Below are 18,508 nucleotides of genomic sequence, written 5' to 3'. Positions count from 1 at the left end.
CATGAGCAAGATCGAAAAAGTACTGGCCACCGGCAAAACCCACACCACCATCAGCGACGCTGGCATCACCTCGCGCGGCCATGACGGCAGCGTCGACATCACCCTGTCGACGCCCGGCATCGCCAAGCCAGCCCACGTGTTCGCCGCCACCCAGCCGCACCCGACTGCCGAGCAACTGTTCGCTGGCGCCTGGTCGGCCTGCTACACCGCCGCCGTCGGGCTGGTGGCCGGTGAGATGAACGTGGTGCTGCCGTCGGATTTGTCCGTCGACATCGAAGTCGATCTGGGTCAGACCGGTCCGGCCTACTTCCTTCAGGCTCGATTGACCCTGCGCGTGCCGGGTTTGCCGCACGACATCGCGACGACACTGGCGCACACCGCCGATCAAATCTGCCCGTACTCGAAAGCGACGCGGGGTAACATTGACGTGGCCCTGAACGTCCTCACGGCTTGACGCACCGCGCGGCGTTGCTATCGATCGGCATGGTCGATACGCCACATACATCGTATGCGCTTTAAGCGCATACGAATCACAAACCCAAAAACACGTTGAGGACTCAACCATGAACAAGATCGAAAAAGTCCTGGCCACAGGCAAAACCCACACGACGTTCAGCGACGGTGACAACTCTTCCCGCGGCCTCTCCATCCAGCTCTCGTCCCCGGGAAACCCTAGACTGGCACAAGAGTTCGCCGCCGTTGTTCCGCACCCCACGGCAGAGCAGTTTTTCGCCGGTGCATGGTCGGCCTGCTACACCGCTGCCGTCGAACTGGCGGCGAAAAACATGAAGGTGACGCTGCCGCCTAATATGGCGGTTGATATTGAGGTCGATCTGGGCCAGACCGGTCCGGCCTACTTCCTCCAGGCCCGGCTGACTCTTCGCGTGCCAGGCTTGACGCAAGACGTCGCGACGGAGCTGGCGCACGCCGCAGACCAGATCTGCCCGTATTCGAAAGCAACGCGCGGCAATATCGGCGTGGTTATCAACGCCCTGACAGCGTGATGCACCGTACGACCGGTTCGACTTTCGCCGTCGAACCGGTCGCCACCGTCAGTTAGAGTCGTTCCGACACAATCGCATACGAGGTATATTTCGTTTTTTTGCGAGCCATCCGTCTTTGGCCAACGAGGCTGTACATGAAACCCACCGACAACGCCGTCCCCGACAACCTGAAGCTCTCCGAATTCCTGTGTTTTGCGGTCTATTCCACCAACCTGGCCTTCGGCAAGGCTTACAAGCCGATACTCGAACAGCTTGGGCTGACCTATACGCAATACATCACCATCGTCGCGCTGTGGGAGGAAGACAACCAGACCGTCGGCAGCCTGGGCGAGAAGCTGTTTCTCGAATCGAACACGCTGACCCCAATCCTGAAGAAGCTGGAAGCGATGGGCTTTTTGCAAAGGCAGCGCGACCCCGAGGATGAACGCCAGGTACGGATCAGCCTGACGAAGAAGGGGCGACAGCTGCGCGAAAGCCAACCGGAAATGGGCCTCGCCGACGCGACGGGGCTGACGCTCGACGAGTTCACGACCCTGCAGAAGGCGGTCGTGAAGTTGCGCAACAATCTGATCAAGTCGACGAAAGCCGGGGAATGAGTCGGCTCGCCGATCAGGATATTTTCGCCTGCGAACTAGCGCACAGTGTCATCGCGCACCACCCCGCGCTCCTCGAGCAAGCGCACAAACATGGTCAGGCTTTGCGACACCGTCCCCCGGCGCCACACCAGCCAGGTGCGCAAATAGCGGAACGATTCCGATAGCGGCCAGACGCTCACGGTGGTGCATCCGGGCATGCTGTTGAGCATGCTGCGGGGCATCAGCGCCAGGCCTGCACCGGCGCTGACGCACGCCAGCATGCCGTGATAGGACTCCATTTCGAAAATCTTGCCGGGCACCGCCGCGTCCTTGGCGAACCAGCTTTCAAAGTGGTGTCGGTAAGAGCAATTGGAGCGGAAGGCATAGATGTTTTCGCCATTAACATCCCGCGCGCGATGAATGGGGGAATGGTTGAGCGGTGCGATTACCACCATCTCTTCCTCAAACGCCGGCACGCCTTCCAGTGCCGGGTGCAGCACCGGTCCATCGACAAACGCTGCCGCCAATCGGCCCGACAACACCCCGTCGATCATGGTCCCCGAAGGTCCGGTGGACAGGTCCAGCTCGACCTTGGCGTGCTTCTGGTTATACGCAGCCAGCAGCCCAGGAATGCGCACCGCAGCGGTACTCTCCAGTGATCCCAGCGGAAACGATCCCTGCGGTTCTTCGCCCGCCACCGTCGCCCGTGCCTCCTGGACCAGGTCAAGGATGCGCCGGGCATAGTCGAGGAAACTCCAGCCGGCCGGCGACAGGCGCAGGCGGCTCTTCTCGCGGATAAACAGGTCCACGCCCAGATCCAGCTCCAGCTGCTTGATCCGCGTCGTCAGGTTCGACGGCACCCGGTGGATGTGCTGAGCCGCCGCGCTGATGCTGCCGTGCTCGGCGACGGCTTTGAATATTTCCAGCTGAACCAGATCCAAGTCATTCTCCAAACGTGAACGATATGCTCAGTATTATTCAGTTTCCAGAAAACAAACACCACCGTAACCTGAGCACATCCCCACCTCGCAGGACGGTGCCATGACTCAAGTTTCCAGCCTCACCCATGCCATTTCGATCAACCCTGCCAACGGCGAGCAGATCGGCCACTACCCTTTCGAATCCGCATCGGCACTGGACGCCGCCCTGTCCCGCGCCGCTGCCGGGTTCCGCGCCTGGCGCAGCAAACCGGTTGATCAACGTTCGCAGTTGTTGACGGCCCTGGCGCGGGTATTGCGCGACAACGCCGCCGCGATGGCGAACATGATCACCCTGGAAATGGGCAAGCCGATCACTCAGGCGCGTGGCGAAATCGAAAAGTGCGCGCTGCTCTGCGAATGGTACGCCGAACATGGCCCGGCGATGTTGAGCGCCGAACCGACGCTGGTTGAAGGTGGAAAAGCGCGCATTGAATATCGCCCGCTCGGCCCGATTCTCGCCGTAATGCCGTGGAACTTCCCGATCTGGCAGGTCCTGCGCGGCGCCGTTCCAGCGCTGATCGCCGGCAACACCTACGTGCTCAAACATGCGCCCAACGTGATGGGCAGCGCTTATCTGTTGCGGGAAGCCTTCAAGCAAGCCGACTTTCCCGAAGGTGTCTTCGAGGTGATCAATGTCACGCCGGACGGCGTCTCCACTGCAATCGCCGATCCGCGCATCGCGGCCGTGACCCTCACTGGCAGCGTGCGAGCCGGCATCGCCATCGGCGCTCAAGCCGGTGCGGCGTTGAAGAAGTGTGTACTGGAACTGGGCGGCTCCGATCCGTTCATCGTGCTTAACGATGCTGACCTCGACGAAGCGGTCAAAGCCGCCGTGATTGGCCGCTACCAGAACACCGGGCAAGTTTGCGCGGCGGCCAAACGCTTGATCGTCGAGCAAGGCATCGTCGAGGAATTCACGCGCAAGTTCGTCGAAGCCACGCAAAAACTGCTGGTCGGCGATCCACTGGCTACCGACACTTACATCGGTCCGATGGCTCGCTTTGATCTGCGTGATGAACTGGATCAACAGGTGCGCGACACCCTGGAAGAAGGCGCGACGCTGTTGATGGGCGGCAAGAAGGCTGAAGGCCCTGGCAACTTTTACGAGCCCACGGTTTTCGGTGATGTCACCGACCAGATGACCTCGTTCAAACAGGAGCTGTTTGGCCCGGTGGCCTCGATCATCACCGCGCGTGATGCGGCGCATGCGTTGGCACTGGCGAATGACAGTGAGTTCGGCCTCACCGCCACCATTTACACGCGCAACGTCGAACTCGCCGAGCAGATGGCCGGTGAACTGGAAACCGGTGGCGTGTTCATCAATGGTTATTGCGCCTCCGATCCGCGTGTCACCTTCGGCGGCGTGAAGAAAAGCGGGTTTGGACGTGAACTCTCGCATTTCGGCGTGCGCGAATTCTGCAATGCCCAGACCGTGTGGCTGGATCGTCGCTGATTGCATAACGATGCCCGGGAGCCTTTGGGCTCCCGGGCTCACGCGCTATTCGTTCAGGTAATACAGCTTGTTCACAATCAACCAGCGGTAATTGATGTTCAGTAGCGACAGATAATCGGTAAATCGCATGCCGAGATAATCATCATTGACTTTCACCGCGGCGGCATCGCCCGTGACATCGATACTGAGTACTTCCCAAAACGGTTTAACCTCTTTGGCTGCCGGCCCTTCGGCCTTGATCGCGCTGATAAATTCCTCCAGGGATGCCCATTCAAGCTTTTCTTCGTAATGACCAATGATGCGGCAAGAAGGATGGAAGGCCTGTCGCAGCAAGGCTTCATCAGCGAACACCATGCCTTCTACATAATTGCGGACCACCACGTTGATGTGTTCTTTAGCCAGCAGTTGAGTCGTCATGTCATACCTCCAGCGTTCTCACTATCGCACCGCCGGATCAGGTTGTTCGATCATCCACCCCACCCTGAAAGTCTAGCACCGCGCGCTTCACCGTCCCGGACGGCGACTATGATGATGGGGGTCACTTGCCTTTCGAGGAGCTGAGAGATGTCGCTGACTCTTTACTACCATCCGCTGTCGTCGTTCTGCCACAAAGTGCTGATCGCACTCTATGAAAACGCTGTCGAATTCGAGAAACGGATCATCGATCTCGCCAACGATGCAGACAGAGCAGAGCTGCAAGCGCTGTGGCCGCTCGTCAAGTTCCCGGTCATCCGCGACCACACTCGCGAGCGCAACGTGGCGGAGACCACGATCATCATCGAATACCTGGACCGATTTTATGCCGGTGAACATCCACTCGTTCCCAGCGATTGGGACACCGCGCTGGAGGTCCGTCTGTGGGACCGTGTCTGCGACCACTATCTCCAACACCCGCTACAACAGATCGTGTTTGATCGCCTGCGCGGCACTCACGGCGATTTGACCAGAGAGCGTTCCACACTGCGGACGACGTACGGCATGTTCGACCACCAGATGGCGTCCAGAATCTGGCTGGCCAGTGATGATTTCAGCCTGGCCGACTGCGCCGCGGCCCCGGCACTTTTCTATGCCAGTACGCTCGAGCCGTTTCCCGACGACTACGGCCACTTGAAAGCCTATTTCGACAGGCTGATGAGCAGACCGTCCGTCCAGCGGGTGATCGATGAAGCCAGACCCTGGTTTTCGTTTTATCCGTTTGCGGAGGCCATCCCGGAGAGATTTCGCCAGGCACCGAACAACACCTGACGAGCCTCGACAACTCGTCTACCCCACCACGTCAATCAACTGCTCGCGCTGCGCCCCCGTCAGCATCGGACCGAAACCTGCACCGGCATTTTCCGCCATGTAACGCGGGTTGCCGGTGCCGGGGATCACGCAGGTCACCGCCGAATGCGTCAGCAGGAACTTGAGCGCCAGTTGCGCCCAGCTGTTGATCCCCACTTGCGCGGCCCATCCCGGTAACGGCTTGCCCTTCAAGCGCGCGAGCAAATCACCGCCGCCGAAAGGCCGATTGCAGATCACCGCCACGCCCCGCTCGCGACACAGCGGCAGGATGCGTTTCTCGACGCCGCGATCGTCCAGGGAATAGTTGATCTGCAAAAAGTCCAACGGCTCGGCCTTGAGCACCGCTTCCACCTCGTCATACGCCGACGCCGTGTAATGGGTGATGCCGATGTAACGAATGCGCCCTTCTTCCTTCCATTTGCGCAAGGTCGGCAGATGGGTTTTCCAGTCCAGCAGGTTGTGGATCTGCATCAGGTCGATCCGGTCGGTCTGCAGCAGTTTGAAGGACTGTTCCATCTGCGCGATGCCTTCTTCGCGGCCACGGGTCCACACCTTGGTGGCCAGAAACGCCGGCGAGCGCGGTTCATGAATCGACAGCAGCTCACCGGTCGTCTGTTCGGCGCGACCGTACATCGGCGAACTGTCGATGACCTTCCCGCCCTTCTCGAACAACGCGCGCAGCACCGCAGGCAGTTGCTTGTAGGCGGGGCTTGAAGGCTCGACATCAAAACCGCGATACGTGCCCAGCCCAACGATCGGTAAGCGTTCGGCGCTGGATGGAATGGCCCGGGTCAGCATGTTCTTGCCTCCTGTTTCGCTCGACGGCGTGGATGCTGCAAAAGCTGGATCAAAGGTGAAAACCGCCGAAGCACCGGCAGCCAGCGTGAGTATTTTTCGACGCGTGTAACCATCAGTGTGGCTCATGGAATTGTCCTTCCACATTTTTGCTGTCAGCCACGGTCCACAGCACTTCTCGCGCCGCACGCACGAGGCTAGCCACATCAGCATAGCTACCTGTCTACTACACTCTGACAGCGATCAAGCGATAGCCGTCTTCCGGCCAGAGCCGTCAATGCCGCCCACTAAAGTTAGTCGAATGCCACGAATCCTGGTGTCAATCGTCGTCATCATCGCCGTCGTGTATCTGGCGCTCTGCGCTGCGCTGTTTGTGTTTCAGCGCGCCCTCATCTACTTCCCGCAACCCCGCGCTGTCGGCACCTCGGCATCGCTGCTCACGCTCTCGGTCGACGACGCGCAGGTGCTGGTGTCCGTCAGGCCGCACGAGGGCCCGAACGCGTTGATCTATTTCGGTGGAAATGCCGAGGACGTCTCCCGGAGCCTGACTTCGTTTTCCGCAGCCTTTGCCGATCACGCCCTCTACTTGCTGCACTACCGAGGCTACGGTGGCAGTTCCGGATCGCCCTCTGAGGAAATGATTTCGCGCGACGCCCTGACCTTGTTTGACCTGGTCTACGCCACCCATCCACAGATTACGGTGGTCGGTCGCAGCCTGGGCTCGGGCGTCGCCGTGCGCCTCGCCAGCCAACGCCCGGCGGCGCGTCTGGTGCTGATCACGCCCTACAACAGTGTTGAAGAACTCGCCGCCCGGCAGTTCCCCATCTTCCCGGTGAAGTGGTTGCTCAAGGACACCTTTGAATCCTGGAAGTACGCCGCCCACATCACGGTGCCGACGCTCTTGATCGCGGCTGAACACGACGAAGTGATACCGCGCGCCAGCACCGAGCGGCTCTTTACGCATTTCGCCAACGGGGTGGCGTCGCTGAAGGTCATACCGGGTACGGGGCACAACTCGATCTCCGAGAGTCCCGAGTATCTCAAGGTGTTGGGCGATGGTTTGTAAGTGGCGGTCCCACGGGCAGTGTTCGACTAGCGCAGCGACCGGAACGCCGTGCGAAGTTCCTCGGTAAACAGCTGCGGCTGTTCCCAGGCCGCGAAGTGGCCGCCCTTGTCGGCCTGATGGAAGTAGATCAGGTTGCTATAAGCGCGCCGTGCCCACGTCTCCGGCGGGCAATAAACATCCTCTGGAAACACGGTGACGGCCACCGGCAGCGAAATCTCGGTGGTCTTCTGTGCGGCCGAAGAAAGTGGGCTTCGCCCCATGTTCTCCCAGTAGAGCCTTGCTGCCGAGGCGCCGCTATTCGTCAGCCAATAGAGCGTGATGTCGTCCAGCACTTCATCCTTTGTCGGCGACTGTTGGGGGTCGGCGCCGTATGTCCACCGGGCAAAGCCTGGATGCACGAGCAGGAGCGCGGCGAGGAAGGCCGGTGAATCCGTCGCGCCGTAACCGATCATCTGCGGCCGCGCAGCCATCATCGCGCTGTACGCCAGGTTCCCCTGTTTGACGAGCGTGGCGACGGCGTCATAGGTCGCGCGCTCCTTCTCGGAAAAACCCGCCGGCGCCGGTCCGCCGACAGCGAGCGCCGCGCTCGCTTCCGCTGGTATCGTGGCTGGCAGGTTTAGGTGAATGCCACGCAATCCGGCCGGCGCCTGGCGTGCCATCGCGCTGGTAATGGGGGCGCCCCAGTCGCCGCCCTGGGCGACGTAGTGGGTGTATTCGAGGCGCTGCATCAGCTGCGCCCAGACCCGGGCGATGTGGTCCGGATCCCAACCGATACCACTCGGCTTGCCTGAGAAGCCGTAGCCAGGAATGGACGGAATCACCACATCGAAGGCATCTGCCGCATTGCCCCCGTGCGCGGGCGGATCGGTGAGCGGACCAACGACCTTGATGAACTCGAACACCGAGCCTGGCCACCCGTGGGTCATGATCATCGGCAAAGCGTTCGGGTGGGGGGAACGTACCCAGATAAAGTGGATGTCGACCCCGTCGAGGGTGGTCACGTACTGCGCCAGATTATTGAGCTGCGCCTCGGCCTTGCGCCAGTCGTAGTCCGTGCCCCAGTAGCGAACCAGCGCCTGCAGTTGTTCCAGCTGTGCGCCCTGTGATCGATCGGAAACCGTCTCTTTGTCCGGCCAGCGGGTCGCCGCGATACGGTTGCGCAGATCGACGAGTTCCTTATCCGCCACATTAACGTGGAAGGGCTGAATGGCCTGGGGTTTGGCGGCGGGAGCGGCGCTGGCGAGGGCCGAGACGCAAAGCGCGAGGGTCGCTACAGCGGCCGCGAGTGTGAGCTTCATCTTCATACCTCAGCTGAGGGATACGATGAGTCCGTCCGTGGTGAGAATGGCGTGGGCGGAGGTCGGGCGATGGATGGCGCCCTTTACGATCTCGACGTCAAAAAGGTTAGACAATCCTGGACGTTTTCACACGGCCTGAAACCGGTCATTCATGCTTGATCGCTGACTTCTCCATACAGCAAAACGCCCTCCCGGCGGCAGGCGCTGGGAGGGCGAATGGTAACGATGCCGACTTGCCAATAACGTGACAGCCCCGGCTCAGACCAGGTTGATTTCGACGTTGATGTTGCCCCGCGTGGCTTTGGAGTACGGACACAGCTTGTGCCCTTCATCCACCAGCGCCCGGGCCGTTTCGCGGTCCATTCCCGGCAGGCTGATATTGAGGCGAGCCTGCAGCAGGTAACCGCCTGCGTTGGTGCCCAGGTCAACTTCGGCGTCAATGGCCAGGTCAGGCGGGAGCGTGACTTTCATTTTGCCGGCAGCGACCTGCATCGCACCGATGAAACAGGCAGACCAACCCGTGGCGAACAACTGCTCCGGATTGGTGCCGTCGCCCTTGGTGCCGGGGGACGAAAGCTTGACGTCGAGTCGTCCATCATCACTGCGTGATGCGCCGTCCCGCCCACCCGTGGTGTGGACTTTGGCGGTGTACAGTACTTTTTCGATCTGGGTCATGACGATCTCCTGATTGAAAATGCGGGATGAAAAAATTGCCCTCTGTGAGCGTATCGACCAGTCCTGCTTGCTTGAGGGATTCGCCATTCGTCCGGCGCTTGCATCACCCGCAGCGAACTGGACCTTTCAATATAGATGGCGGTGGGCGACTTCGGGCTACGAATAAGCACCAATCACCCACTTCACTTTTTCCAGCGCCTCACGCAGTGCGCCCATCTCTGCCGACCCCAGCGCCAAGCGAATCGCATGCGGTACATGAGCAGAAGTCGCAAAAGGCTCAGCGGTTGAAACCGCCACTTTTTCACGCAGCAGCGCCGCGGCGATCTGGTCGGCCCTCGCATCTTCAGACAGAGGCAGCCAAAGAAAATAGGACGACGGATGACGAATGCACGCAAGGCCCGCCAGCACTTCTGCGGCCATGGTTTGCCTGGCTTGCGCATCCTGGCGTTTTTCAGCTTCCAGTTGCATGACGGTGCCATCGTCGAGCCAAGTGCTCGCGATCGCCGTCAACACGCCGGGGGTATTCCAGGTGGTCGCCCTGATCGTTCGCTCCAGCGCGGGCACTTTTTCGGTCGGGGCGGCGACGAAACCTACCCGTAATCCCGTGGCCACGCTTTTGGAGAGCCCTGAAACGTACACGGTCCGCTCGGGGGCGATTTGCGCTATCGGTACTGGCGGGTTCTCGGCAAGGAACGCATACGCGGCGTCCTCGATAATGAGCAAGTCATGCCGGCGCGCGATCGTCACCAGCGACTCGCGCTGATCGGCACTCATCACCCATCCCAGCGGATTGTGCAGCGTCGGCATCGAGTACACCGCGCGCACGCGGCGACTCCGGCACAGACGGTCCAACGCCTCCAGATCAGGTCCCTGTTCGGTCACGGGAATGGGCACGATTTCCAGGTGCAAGGCTTCGGCCAGCACGATGAATCCTGAATAGGTCAGTGCATCCGCTGCAATCACATCACCGGGTTGCAACAGCGCCATCATCGTCACGGCCAGCCCATGCTGGGCACCGCTGACCACTAACACTTGCTCGGCCTCCACCGTCAGTCCTCGGGCGAGCAAATGGCGCGCCACCGAGGCGCGCTCATGCAGGCGCCCGGCGTGTGGCTGGTAGCGCAACAGGGATTCCAGATCACCACCCAAGGCGAGCTGGCGCAGCGCATTTCGCAAGAGTTCTGCCTGCCCGGGCAGCGAGGGATAGTTGAAGTTGAGGTCGGTCATTCCGACGGCAACGTTTTTCTGGTCGATACCCAAGCCCGGTGGCAACGACGTCTCCCGCACGAACGTGCCTCGCCCCGTCTCGCCGCTGACCAGGCCCATGGCCTCGAGCTCTGCATAGACCCGACTGGCGGTCACCAATGCCAGCCCTTCTGTTGCCGCCAGTTGACGGTGCGTCGGCAAGCGCGTGCCCGGCAACAATCGCCCTGACCGGATGTCAGCCGCCAACGCATCCATTAATGACTTGTACCGTGAGCGAGGCATGTCGAGTTGTATCCATGACAATTTTTTGATTGTAGTGATCGTCGATCATACGATGGATCTCTGCAAATTGAGAGTGCCCTCAGATGGAACGGACCCTGCAAAACCCAACGACGGAAAAGACCGCGAGCGGATGGCTCAACGGGTTTATCGGCGTGCTGATTTTCAGCGGCTCGCTGCCGGCCACACGGTTGGCCGTGCTGGAATTCGACCCTGTGTTCCTGACCGTTGCCCGAGCGGCGATTGCCGGGCTCCTGGCACTTTGCATGCTGGTGCTGTTTAAAGAAAAACGGCCTGCCAAGCGTCAGCTTATGCCTTTGGCGATCGTGGCAATGGGTGTTGTCGTAGGGTTTCCGCTGCTGACGGCGCTGGCGCTTCAATACGTGACGTCGGCGCATTCCATCGTCTTCGTTGGCTTGTTGCCACTCGCTACTGCGGTGTTCGGCGTGTTGCGCGGCGGGGAGCGTCCACGGCCGGTGTTCTGGTTCTTCTCGGTGCTGGGCAGCGCGTTGGTCGTGGGGTTTGCGGTCTCGCAAGGCCTGACCGCTTCGCCGACCGGCGACATCCTTATGCTGCTGGCCATCCTCGCTTGCGGGCTGGGTTATGCAGAAGGCGCAAAGCTTTCAAGAACACTGGGAGGCTGGCAGGTGATTTCTTGGGCATTGGTGTTGTCGCTGCCCGTCATGGTCCCGCTGACCTGGTTAATGGCCCCGGCTTCGTTCTCGGGAATTACCCCATCCGCGTGGTTGAGCCTGGCGTACGTATCGATCTTCAGCATGCTGATCGGTTTCGTCTTCTGGTACCGCGGGCTTGCCCAAGGGGGGATTGCCGCCGTCGGCCAGCTGCAACTGCTGCAGCCGTTTTTTGGTTTGGCGCTGGCGGCCACGCTGCTTCACGAACATGTCAGCATCGGCATGCTGGGGGTTACCGTCGCGGTGATCCTTTGCGTGGCTGGGGCGAGGAAGTTTTCGAAGTGAGCGGGCGCGACAAGCGTTGCTGCCAGTTTCCGCCATTGGCGCGCTGGCAGGCTTCTTCAGAATCGAACTGCACATGGGCCGATACCGGACTGACGAGAACGTCCGCTTCGCTTAACGCATTGGCCGTCAACTCGAGCATGCGCTCGCCCTGCCCGCTGGCCAGCGCCTGATCCTTATTGGCCTGCGTATCGAAGACCCAGATAACCCTCAGACTGGAAGGGAACCGATCGTAATCGATCTCGTGGGTCAGCCAGCAGAACCCGAGGATTTCCACTTTGGCCGTCTCACACGCCTCGGTCAGGGTGGCCACCAGGCGACGGTCGATGTGCGCCTGATCGCGTTTGCTTAGCGGCATGGGTGGGTCCTTGTGACGGGTGAAAAGCAGCCATCATACGACACCTCCACGTCCTCTTTGGAGGACGCACTGATTCCGTCGCAAATATGCATCTTCCGCCCGTGAACCTTGTGTTGAAGCGCCAGTCATAGCCGAGCCGTGAATTCCACTTGCCCGCTCAGAGCTATTCATCCATGCGCCAAACCCTCCTGTCCGTTCGCGTTGCCTCGCTCTGTTTCATTCCCCTGCTTTCCCTGTTCGCCAACCCCGCCCACGCCGGTGCCGAAAGGCAGTTGGTGGAAGCCATCAACGACTACCGCGCCCACCCTTCTCGTTGCTCGGGGCGCGCCGGCCGAGCGTTATCGCCGCTGGCGTTGAAGTCGAACCTGGCCTTGCCGATCGGCTATGGCGGCGGTTTGCGCGATCGATTGAAAGCGTCCGGCTATCAGGCGGTGACCGTGCGCACGATTCGTGTGGTCGGTGCGCAGGATGCCGATGAAGCCTTCGACCTGCTTCAGAGCGATTACTGCGGCGCGTTGCTCGATACCCAATATGCCGACATTGGCGTGAGTCGCGCCCGGAGTGAGTGGCAGGTGGTGCTGGCGCAGCCCGTGCTGGACAATCGTGTGGGTGATTCGCGAGCCGTCAGTAAAGCGTTGCTGGCACAGGTCAATGCGGCACGCGCAAAGCCGCGACTCTGCGGTCGTCAGCGCTTCGCCGCCGCACGGCCATTGGCCTGGAACGCAGCCTTGGGCGCTGCGGCGCAAGGGCATAGCAAGGCAATGGCCTACGGCAACTACTTCGCACACCAGGACCCCGACGGTGACACGCCCGCAGACCGGGCCAGAGCCGCTGGTTTCCGTGGCCGGCAGATCGGCGAGAACATCGCTGCCGGCCAGGGCTCACCGAGCAAGGCCATGTCGGGCTGGCTGGCCAGCCCGGGGCATTGCGCCAACCTGATGAATCCGATGTTTACCCAGATGGGCGCAGCCTATGCGGCGGACGCGCGTAGCGATGAAGGCGTTTACTGGACGATGTTGTTTGGCGCGCCTTGAGTGATTGAGCGGCGCCTCATTTGGGGCGCCGCACCGCCCTCACCTTTCCACTGCCACCGCCGCCGCAGAAAAACTGCTCGCCGCCGTCCGATTCAAGCCCCGACACCCCGATGCCGTCCGGCAGCTTCACGCTCTCCAGCACCTCGCCGGTGGTCGAATCGATATGGCGTAGCTCACTCTCGTCTTCTTCCCAGGTGCCATGCCACAGCTGACCCTCGACCCAAGTCACCCCGGTGACAAAGCGGTTGGATTCAAGGGTGCGCAGAATCGCGCCGGTCTCGGGATCGATCTGATGAATCTTGCGATCCCGATACTCACCGACCCACAGTGTTCCTTCCGCCCAGGTTAGCCCTGAGTCACTGCTGCCAGGCGCCGGAATAGTCGCGAGTACACGACCGGTCTGCGGGTCAATTTTCTGGATGCGGTCCTCGGCGATCTGGAACAGGTGCTGGCCGTCGAAGGCGGTGCCGGCATGGGCGGCGACATCGATTGAACGCAGTGTCTTGCCGCTTTCAGGGTCCAGGGCGTTGAGTTTGTCACCGGTGGCAAACCACACGTGCCGGCCGTCCCAGGTGACGCCATGCACCTTGTCGGCACCGGCAAAGGGTCCATATTCACGAAGGATTTGGGCTGCTGACTGTTTCATGTTGGCATTCCTCGTTACGGGTGTGTGGCGTTCATCCTAGTCACCCGGCAACGGAACCGGGAGTAACAAGGTCGTCGCGAAACCCGGCACCGGCGGGGTCATCCAGCGACGCGCCCGACCGCGACCAAACGACTGCACCTTGCCCGCGTGGGCCAGTTCCTCGAGTGCCCGTTGCACCGTGCGCTGGCTGGCACCGAGGGCCAGTGCCAGGGCCGAACTCGACCACGACTCACCGTCGACGAGGAAAGCAAACACCGACCCGTGCTTCTCTTCAACGTGTTGCGCCAGCACCACAACGTCAGAGGCAACCAGCGACACCAACGCAAAACCACGTTGAGTTGCAGTGATGCCGGCCAAGGGTTTCAGCGCCGCGCGCAGTCGCCCGATTTCGACTCTCAACCGTGCGCGAAGGGACTCATCTGCGTGCTTCAAACGAAAGGCCCGGGTAATCAGCGTTTCCCTCGACACATCGGCCGGCCAGGCTTCGGCCAATGCCCGCGCAAGGGCGAACAAGACCGGCCGTGTAGCGAGGGAAACCGACATACCGGCACCACGCACGACGTAGCGACAGGCGTCCACCACCAGCGACGTGGACGCCAGCAACGCTTCAACTTCATCCAGCAACAGCGGCCGTTCTTCGCCATAGGCAATCAAACGCGCGACGGGCGTGTCGAGGATAAGGGCAGCGTTTTCCACCTCGGCCGTCAGCGCAGGAATATCGGCGTCGCGCGCGGCGTGCTCGGCCCTGGTGAGTGCAGACCGCGCCTTGTTCGTCTCGAGTCGCCGCATCGCGATCCCGGCCACGACCAGTTCGTGGGCGGTGCGCAATGCCGGCGGCAATGGCGCGGGATCAAGCTCGGCGAGCAGCCCCTCGGCCTCTTCGAGATGCCCGATCAGTAGCAAACGCCGAATCTGCAGATACCGCGCATGAGCGGCGTTCACTCGATCGCCGTGCGCCTCAAGCGTCACCCGCGCCGACTCGAGTGCCTTCACCGGCCAGCCCAACTCCCGGGAGGCCAGCGCGATCTCGGCCTCGGCAACCACACAGCGCGCCCGAGCCAAGGCCTCCTTCGGCCCGAAGGCCCGCGCCGCCCGCTGCACCAGCGCCTTGGCTCGCACCAGGTCGCCGAGTTGTGCCATCGCAATCCCGCGCAACGCCAGCGCCGGCGCATCGTCGCGCAACGCGACCCGGTTCAGCGCGCCGAGCGGATCACCCGCCGCCAGCGCCTGCGCTGCGGCCGTGATCAGCGAGTCCATCGCAATCCCGCCACCGTTGTCACTCCCACCGTCGGATGTTCGCTGTTGAGTCTATCTCACGATGACCCATCACGAAGGAGGCCACCCGACACTCGAATGTTGGGCGTGACTCTAAAGCCGCAGGTGATTTAAAACGGTTGCTCAGCCTGAGGCACGGCGCGCTTTTGCTGGCACAGCAAAACCACGCACTCGCTGACGAAGGCCCCGGCCACCGCCATCGCCATATCTTTCTGTGAATCCCAGGGATCGTTCTGCGCGCCGATGAAGGCACGCGAGGTGTCGTCGCCCAGGTAGGCGCCGCCAATCCACTCCACCAATTCGTAAATGGCCGACGTCGACAGAATGATGTTCAACGCCATAAACACCAACCAGAAACCCCGCAACGGCGTCAGGCGCACCAGCACTTCTCGAATGGGGTAAGCCATCAACAGCCCGTAGCTCAGATGGACCAGCCGATCAAAATGATTGCGATGCAGCCCCAGCGCTTTATCGAGGCTGACCCCGGTCAAGGCTGAACACCATTGGTCATACGGCACCTTGGCATAGGTGTAGTGAGAACCCAGTTCGTGAATGCACAGGAAAACGAATACCAGGCTGAGGGAAACAGCCGACAGGCGAAACCGGCCGGAGACCGCCACCAGTGTGCCCACCAGGAACAGCACCAATTGGTTTTCCAGTGCCCAATCCACTCGGCTGCGGGGTGAATAACCCGACACCACAACGATCAACACAAACAGCATCAGCAGCGTCAGGTCGTATCGCTGGTGTGCCTTGGGCTGCATGGTTTGAGCTCCTCAAAGCGAAGAATGACGATGGCTTTTGAGTCCTTCTAAATGGATCAATTGATCGCGAGTCCGGTTCAGGTACACCGACAAAAGGCAGCCTTCACTTTGCACCGCGTTGCCAGGGTTCAGGGCGTGAAGAGGCGCGTCTATGCTTCAAATAGACGCGGGGTCTGCCCGTGACGCCAGTAAAAGTCTCTGCCTATCACGACCCAATACTCCCCCTATTAGCTGACTTCCCAACTGGGGTCTAACCTTATTCGAGCGCCGGCACCCTAAGCCGGCCGGTCAAGAGCTGATAAGGAGATAGGAATGGGTCAGAAGCCTGACTAAACCTGCCGTAGGCCACCGTGCAGGCAACTCGATTGCCGCTGTTCAGAATCCCGTGTGATCAAAACAATCAGTTGATCAAACTGCTGGCCCTGCAGCCTGTGTCATTGGTTTCGCCCGTTGCTGTTTAACGCCCACGCTGGGCCGGATAGCCGGATGAATACGACCAAAGGTAGCTCACACATGGCAAACGAATCGAAATGCCCGTTTATTGGCGCCGCTGGCGGTGGCACGACAAACCGCGACTGGTGGCCGAACCAACTGAATCTGAAGATCCTCCATCAGCACTCGTCCCTGTCCGACCCCATGGACGAGGGCTTCAACTACGCCGAAGCATTCAAAAGCCTGGACTTTGAAGCGGTCAAAAGAGACCTGACTGCGTTGATGACCGATTCCCAGGACTGGTGGCCGGCGGACTTCGGTCACTACGGGCCACTCTTCATTCGCATGGCCTGGCACGCCGCCGGTACGTACCGCACTGGTGACGGTCGTGGTGGCGCCGGTTCCGGCCAGCAGCGCTTCGCGCCGCTCAACAGTTGGCCGGACAACGTCAGCCTCGACAAGGCACGCCGGCTGCTCTGGCCGATCAAGCAAAAGTACGGTCGCAAAATTTCCTGGGCGGATCTGATCGTCCTCACCGGCAACGTCGCGCTGGAGTCCATGGGCTTCAAGACCTTCGGCTTTTCCGGTGGTCGTCCAGACGTCTGGGAACCGGATGAAGACGTCTACTGGGGCTCGGAAAACAAATGGCTGGGGGGCGACACCCGCTACGGCAAAGAGCAGAAGGTTATGCAAGAGCCCGGCGAAGGCCCACTCGTCGCTGAGCCCGGGGAAAATGAGGAGAGCCGCACCGACCAGGGGCGCTTCCTGGAGAACCCGCTCGCCGCCGTGCAAATGGGCCTGATCTACGTGAACCCGGAAGGCCCGGAAGGCAACCCGGATCCCGTCGCTGCCGGGAAGGACATCCGCGAAACCTTCGCGCGCATGGCGATGAATGACGAAGAAACCGTGGCACTGATCGCCGGCGGTCACGCCTTCGGCAAGACCCACGGCGCCGGGCCTGCCGACAATGTCGGCGCCGAGCCCGAAGCCGCTGGCCTCGAACAACAAGGCTTCGGCTGGAAGAACAGCTTCGGCACCGGTAAAGGCGCGGACACCATCACCAGCGGCCTGGAAGTGACCTGGACTACGACGCCCACCCGGTGGAGCAACAACTACCTGGAAAACCTGTTCGGCTTCGAGTGGGAACTGAGTAAAAGCCCGGCAGGTGCAAACCAGTGGATACCGAAAAACAACGCCGGCGCCGGCATCATTCCGGATGCTCACGACCCGTCCAAGCGTCGTAATCCGACCATGCTCACCACCGACCTGTCGCTGCGATTCGACCCGATCTATGAACCGATTTCGCGGCGTTTCCTGGCCAATCCAGACCAGTTGTCCGACGCGTTCGCCCGCGCCTGGTTCAAGCTGATCCACCGCGACATGGGTCCCCTCTCCCGCTACCTCGGCCCGGAAATGCCGAGCGAAGAGCTACTGTGGCAAGACCCGATTCCAGCGGTCGACCATGCCTTGGTCAACGACAGTGACGTCGCCGCACTCAAGAGCAAACTCCTGGCCTCGGGCCTGACCGTCTCGCAGCTTGTATCAACGGCTTGGGCGGCAGCATCGACCTTCCGCGGCTCCGACAAACGCGGCGGTGCCAACGGTGGGCGTTTGCGTCTGGCCCCGCAGAAGTTCTGGCAGGCCAACCAGCCTGACCAATTGGCGAACGTGCTGGCGAAACTCGAGGGTATCCAGAGCGAGTTCAACAACAGCGGCAAGAAAATCTCGCTCGCAGACCTGATCGTGCTGGCCGGTAACGCCGGCGTCGAACAGGCGGCAAAAAATGCCGGTCAGACCGTAACGGTGCCTTTCACACCAGGACGGATGGACGCCTCGCAAGAGCAGACGGATGTGGAGTCGTTCGGCTTTCTCGAACCCATCGCCGATGGCTTCCGCAACTTCCTCAAAGGCAGATATCGCGTACCGGCCGAGCAACTGTTGATCGACAAGGCGCAACTGCTGACACTCACCGCGCCAGAAATGACCGCGCTCATTGGCGGCATGCGCGTGCTGAACACCAACGTCGGACAAACCAAACACGGAGTATTCACCCAGCAGCCGGAAGCGTTGACCAACGACTTCTTCAAAAACCTGCTGGATATGGGCGTGGAATGGAAACCGGTGTCGGAGGCTAACGAGGAGTTTGAAGCACGCGATCGCAAAACCGGCGAACTGAAGTGGACAGGCACCCGTGTCGACCTTGTCTTCGGCTCAAATGCACAGCTGCGAGCGTTGGCTGAAGTCTATGCAACCGCTGATGCGCAGGAGAAGTTCGTCAAAGACTTCGTAGCCGCCTGGGCCAAAGTGATGGACCTGGATCGCTTCGACGTTAAGTAACACGAGCGGTATCGCTGAAACTGCAACGCCTCCCACTGGGGAGGCGTTGTGCTTTTTGATCGCAGAAAGGACT

19 protein-coding genes are annotated in these 18,508 nt (G+C 60.9%); 9 read left to right on the top strand and 10 right to left on the bottom strand.

Annotation, left to right across the window (positions count from 1 at the left end; all coding sequences use genetic code 11):
- The first annotated feature begins 1 nt into the window (after window position 1).
- The 3 genes from QF010_RS26470 to QF010_RS26460 all read left to right on the top strand — a co-directional run bounded on the left by QF010_RS26470 (window position 2) and on the right by QF010_RS26460 (window position 1,600).
- Window positions 2-454, top strand: coding sequence for an Ohr family peroxiredoxin (locus QF010_RS26470; RefSeq protein WP_429534242.1), 453 nt, complete (start codon window positions 2-4; stop codon window positions 452-454).
- A 109-nt stretch (window positions 455-563) separates the two neighbouring features.
- A complete protein-coding gene (locus QF010_RS26465; RefSeq protein ID WP_429510299.1) occupies window positions 564-1,004 on the top strand; it encodes an Ohr family peroxiredoxin in 441 nt (146 codons plus the stop codon).
- 134 nt (window positions 1,005-1,138) lie between these two features.
- Window positions 1,139-1,600 carry a MarR family winged helix-turn-helix transcriptional regulator gene (locus tag QF010_RS26460; protein ID WP_033056604.1) on the top strand — a complete coding sequence of 154 codons (462 nt, stop codon included), beginning with the start codon at window positions 1,139-1,141 and terminating at the stop codon, window positions 1,598-1,600.
- 35 nt (window positions 1,601-1,635) lie between these two features.
- On the opposite strand, the gene ptrR is transcribed toward QF010_RS26460, so the two are convergent.
- Window positions 1,636-2,520: a putrescine utilization regulator PtrR gene (gene ptrR, locus QF010_RS26455; protein WP_033056607.1), complete on the bottom strand. Its 885-nt coding sequence runs from the start codon at window positions 2,518-2,520 to the stop codon at window positions 1,636-1,638.
- Between the two features lie 100 nt (window positions 2,521-2,620).
- Here ptrR and QF010_RS26450 point away from each other — a divergent pair, with 100 nt between their 5' ends.
- Window positions 2,621-4,012: an aldehyde dehydrogenase family protein gene (locus tag QF010_RS26450; protein WP_429534241.1), complete on the top strand. Its 1,392-nt coding sequence runs from the start codon at window positions 2,621-2,623 to the stop codon at window positions 4,010-4,012.
- 45 nt (window positions 4,013-4,057) lie between these two features.
- Here QF010_RS26450 and QF010_RS26445 read toward each other — a convergent pair whose 3' ends face one another.
- Window positions 4,058-4,429 carry a nuclear transport factor 2 family protein gene (locus QF010_RS26445; protein ID WP_033056613.1) on the bottom strand — a complete coding sequence of 124 codons (372 nt, stop codon included), beginning with the start codon at window positions 4,427-4,429 and terminating at the stop codon, window positions 4,058-4,060.
- Between the two features lie 147 nt (window positions 4,430-4,576).
- On the opposite strand from QF010_RS26445, the gene QF010_RS26440 reads away from it, so the two are divergent.
- Window positions 4,577-5,257, top strand: coding sequence for a glutathione S-transferase family protein (locus QF010_RS26440; RefSeq protein WP_429534240.1), 681 nt, complete (start codon window positions 4,577-4,579; stop codon window positions 5,255-5,257).
- Between the two features lie 18 nt (window positions 5,258-5,275).
- On the opposite strand, the gene QF010_RS26435 is transcribed toward QF010_RS26440, so the two are convergent.
- Complete coding sequence (locus QF010_RS26435; RefSeq protein WP_429534239.1) at window positions 5,276-6,220, bottom strand: aldo/keto reductase; 945 nt, start codon at window positions 6,218-6,220, stop codon at window positions 5,276-5,278.
- A 148-nt stretch (window positions 6,221-6,368) separates the two neighbouring features.
- Between QF010_RS26435 and QF010_RS26430 the strand changes: the two genes are divergently transcribed.
- Entirely contained in the window at window positions 6,369-7,157 is a 789-nt protein-coding gene (locus tag QF010_RS26430) for an alpha/beta hydrolase (protein ID WP_429534238.1), read from the top strand.
- 26 nt (window positions 7,158-7,183) lie between these two features.
- On the opposite strand, the gene QF010_RS26425 is transcribed toward QF010_RS26430, so the two are convergent.
- The 3 genes from QF010_RS26425 to QF010_RS26415 form a co-directional block, all read right to left on the bottom strand.
- Window positions 7,184-8,455: an epoxide hydrolase family protein gene (locus QF010_RS26425; protein ID WP_429534237.1), complete on the bottom strand. Its 1,272-nt coding sequence runs from the start codon at window positions 8,453-8,455 to the stop codon at window positions 7,184-7,186.
- A gap of 258 nt (window positions 8,456-8,713) precedes the next feature.
- Window positions 8,714-9,130, bottom strand: coding sequence for an organic hydroperoxide resistance protein (locus tag QF010_RS26420; protein ID WP_429510306.1), 417 nt, complete (start codon window positions 9,128-9,130; stop codon window positions 8,714-8,716).
- Window positions 9,131-9,286: 156 nt separating this feature from the next.
- Entirely contained in the window at window positions 9,287-10,618 is a 1,332-nt protein-coding gene (locus QF010_RS26415) for an aminotransferase-like domain-containing protein (protein ID WP_429534236.1), read from the bottom strand.
- Between the two features lie 83 nt (window positions 10,619-10,701).
- Between QF010_RS26415 and QF010_RS26410 the strand changes: the two genes are divergently transcribed.
- Complete coding sequence (locus QF010_RS26410) at window positions 10,702-11,592, top strand: DMT family transporter (RefSeq protein ID WP_033056629.1); 891 nt, start codon at window positions 10,702-10,704, stop codon at window positions 11,590-11,592.
- Here QF010_RS26410 and QF010_RS26405 read toward each other — a convergent pair.
- Entirely contained in the window at window positions 11,540-11,947 is a 408-nt protein-coding gene (locus QF010_RS26405) for a hypothetical protein (protein WP_429534235.1), read from the bottom strand. The genes QF010_RS26410 and QF010_RS26405 overlap by 53 nt on opposite strands.
- A 173-nt stretch (window positions 11,948-12,120) precedes the next feature.
- Here QF010_RS26405 and QF010_RS26400 point away from each other — a divergent pair, with 173 nt between their 5' ends.
- Window positions 12,121-12,981, top strand: coding sequence for a CAP domain-containing protein (locus tag QF010_RS26400; RefSeq protein ID WP_429534234.1), 861 nt, complete (start codon window positions 12,121-12,123; stop codon window positions 12,979-12,981).
- 16 nt (window positions 12,982-12,997) lie between these two features.
- Here QF010_RS26400 and QF010_RS26395 read toward each other — a convergent pair whose 3' ends face one another.
- The 3 genes from QF010_RS26395 to QF010_RS26385 all read right to left on the bottom strand — a co-directional run bounded on the left by QF010_RS26395 (window position 12,998) and on the right by QF010_RS26385 (window position 15,666).
- A complete protein-coding gene (locus QF010_RS26395) occupies window positions 12,998-13,627 on the bottom strand; it encodes a Vgb family protein (protein ID WP_429510310.1) in 630 nt (209 codons plus the stop codon).
- A 36-nt stretch (window positions 13,628-13,663) separates the two neighbouring features.
- Window positions 13,664-14,884, bottom strand: coding sequence for a helix-turn-helix domain-containing protein (locus QF010_RS26390; RefSeq protein WP_429534233.1), 1,221 nt, complete (start codon window positions 14,882-14,884; stop codon window positions 13,664-13,666).
- Window positions 14,885-15,012: 128 nt separating this feature from the next.
- A complete protein-coding gene (locus QF010_RS26385) occupies window positions 15,013-15,666 on the bottom strand; it encodes a DUF2238 domain-containing protein (RefSeq protein WP_429534232.1) in 654 nt (217 codons plus the stop codon).
- Window positions 15,667-16,179: 513 nt separating this feature from the next.
- Between QF010_RS26385 and katG the strand changes: the two genes are divergently transcribed.
- Window positions 16,180-18,435: a catalase/peroxidase HPI gene (gene katG, locus QF010_RS26380; RefSeq protein ID WP_429534231.1), complete on the top strand. Its 2,256-nt coding sequence runs from the start codon at window positions 16,180-16,182 to the stop codon at window positions 18,433-18,435.
- Window positions 18,436-18,508 lie beyond the last annotated feature (73 nt).

Source organism: Pseudomonas silensiensis, assembly GCF_050434865.1.
Classification (GTDB): Bacteria; Pseudomonadota; Gammaproteobacteria; order Pseudomonadales; family Pseudomonadaceae; genus Aquipseudomonas; species Aquipseudomonas fluorescens_W.
This window is presented reverse-complemented; position numbering and strand designations above follow the sequence as displayed.

Excerpts from the sequence above, each read along its gene's own strand:
- QF010_RS26470 (WP_429534242.1), top strand. The coding sequence starts at position 2 with ATGAGCAAGATCGAAAAAGTACTGGCCACCGGCAAAACCCACACCACC.
- QF010_RS26465 (WP_429510299.1), top strand. The coding sequence starts at position 564 with ATGAACAAGATCGAAAAAGTCCTGGCCACAGGCAAAACCCACACGACG.
- QF010_RS26460 (WP_033056604.1), top strand. The coding sequence starts at position 1,139 with ATGAAACCCACCGACAACGCCGTCCCCGACAACCTGAAGCTCTCCGAA.
- QF010_RS26450 (WP_429534241.1), top strand. The coding sequence starts at position 2,621 with ATGACTCAAGTTTCCAGCCTCACCCATGCCATTTCGATCAACCCTGCC.
- QF010_RS26445 (WP_033056613.1), bottom strand. The coding sequence starts at position 4,429 with ATGACGACTCAACTGCTGGCTAAAGAACACATCAACGTGGTGGTCCGC.
- QF010_RS26440 (WP_429534240.1), top strand. The coding sequence starts at position 4,577 with ATGTCGCTGACTCTTTACTACCATCCGCTGTCGTCGTTCTGCCACAAA.
- QF010_RS26435 (WP_429534239.1), bottom strand. The coding sequence starts at position 6,220 with ATGAGCCACACTGATGGTTACACGCGTCGAAAAATACTCACGCTGGCT.
- QF010_RS26430 (WP_429534238.1), top strand. The coding sequence starts at position 6,369 with ATGCCGCCCACTAAAGTTAGTCGAATGCCACGAATCCTGGTGTCAATC.
- QF010_RS26425 (WP_429534237.1), bottom strand. The coding sequence starts at position 8,455 with ATGAAGCTCACACTCGCGGCCGCTGTAGCGACCCTCGCGCTTTGCGTC.
- QF010_RS26420 (WP_429510306.1), bottom strand. The coding sequence starts at position 9,130 with ATGACCCAGATCGAAAAAGTACTGTACACCGCCAAAGTCCACACCACG.
- QF010_RS26415 (WP_429534236.1), bottom strand. The coding sequence starts at position 10,618 with ATGCCTCGCTCACGGTACAAGTCATTAATGGATGCGTTGGCGGCTGAC.
- QF010_RS26410 (WP_033056629.1), top strand. The coding sequence starts at position 10,702 with ATGGAACGGACCCTGCAAAACCCAACGACGGAAAAGACCGCGAGCGGA.
- QF010_RS26405 (WP_429534235.1), bottom strand. The coding sequence starts at position 11,947 with ATGCCGCTAAGCAAACGCGATCAGGCGCACATCGACCGTCGCCTGGTG.
- QF010_RS26400 (WP_429534234.1), top strand. The coding sequence starts at position 12,121 with ATGCGCCAAACCCTCCTGTCCGTTCGCGTTGCCTCGCTCTGTTTCATT.
- QF010_RS26395 (WP_429510310.1), bottom strand. The coding sequence starts at position 13,627 with ATGAAACAGTCAGCAGCCCAAATCCTTCGTGAATATGGACCCTTTGCC.
- QF010_RS26390 (WP_429534233.1), bottom strand. The coding sequence starts at position 14,884 with ATGGACTCGCTGATCACGGCCGCAGCGCAGGCGCTGGCGGCGGGTGAT.
- QF010_RS26385 (WP_429534232.1), bottom strand. The coding sequence starts at position 15,666 with ATGCAGCCCAAGGCACACCAGCGATACGACCTGACGCTGCTGATGCTG.
- katG (WP_429534231.1), top strand. The coding sequence starts at position 16,180 with ATGGCAAACGAATCGAAATGCCCGTTTATTGGCGCCGCTGGCGGTGGC.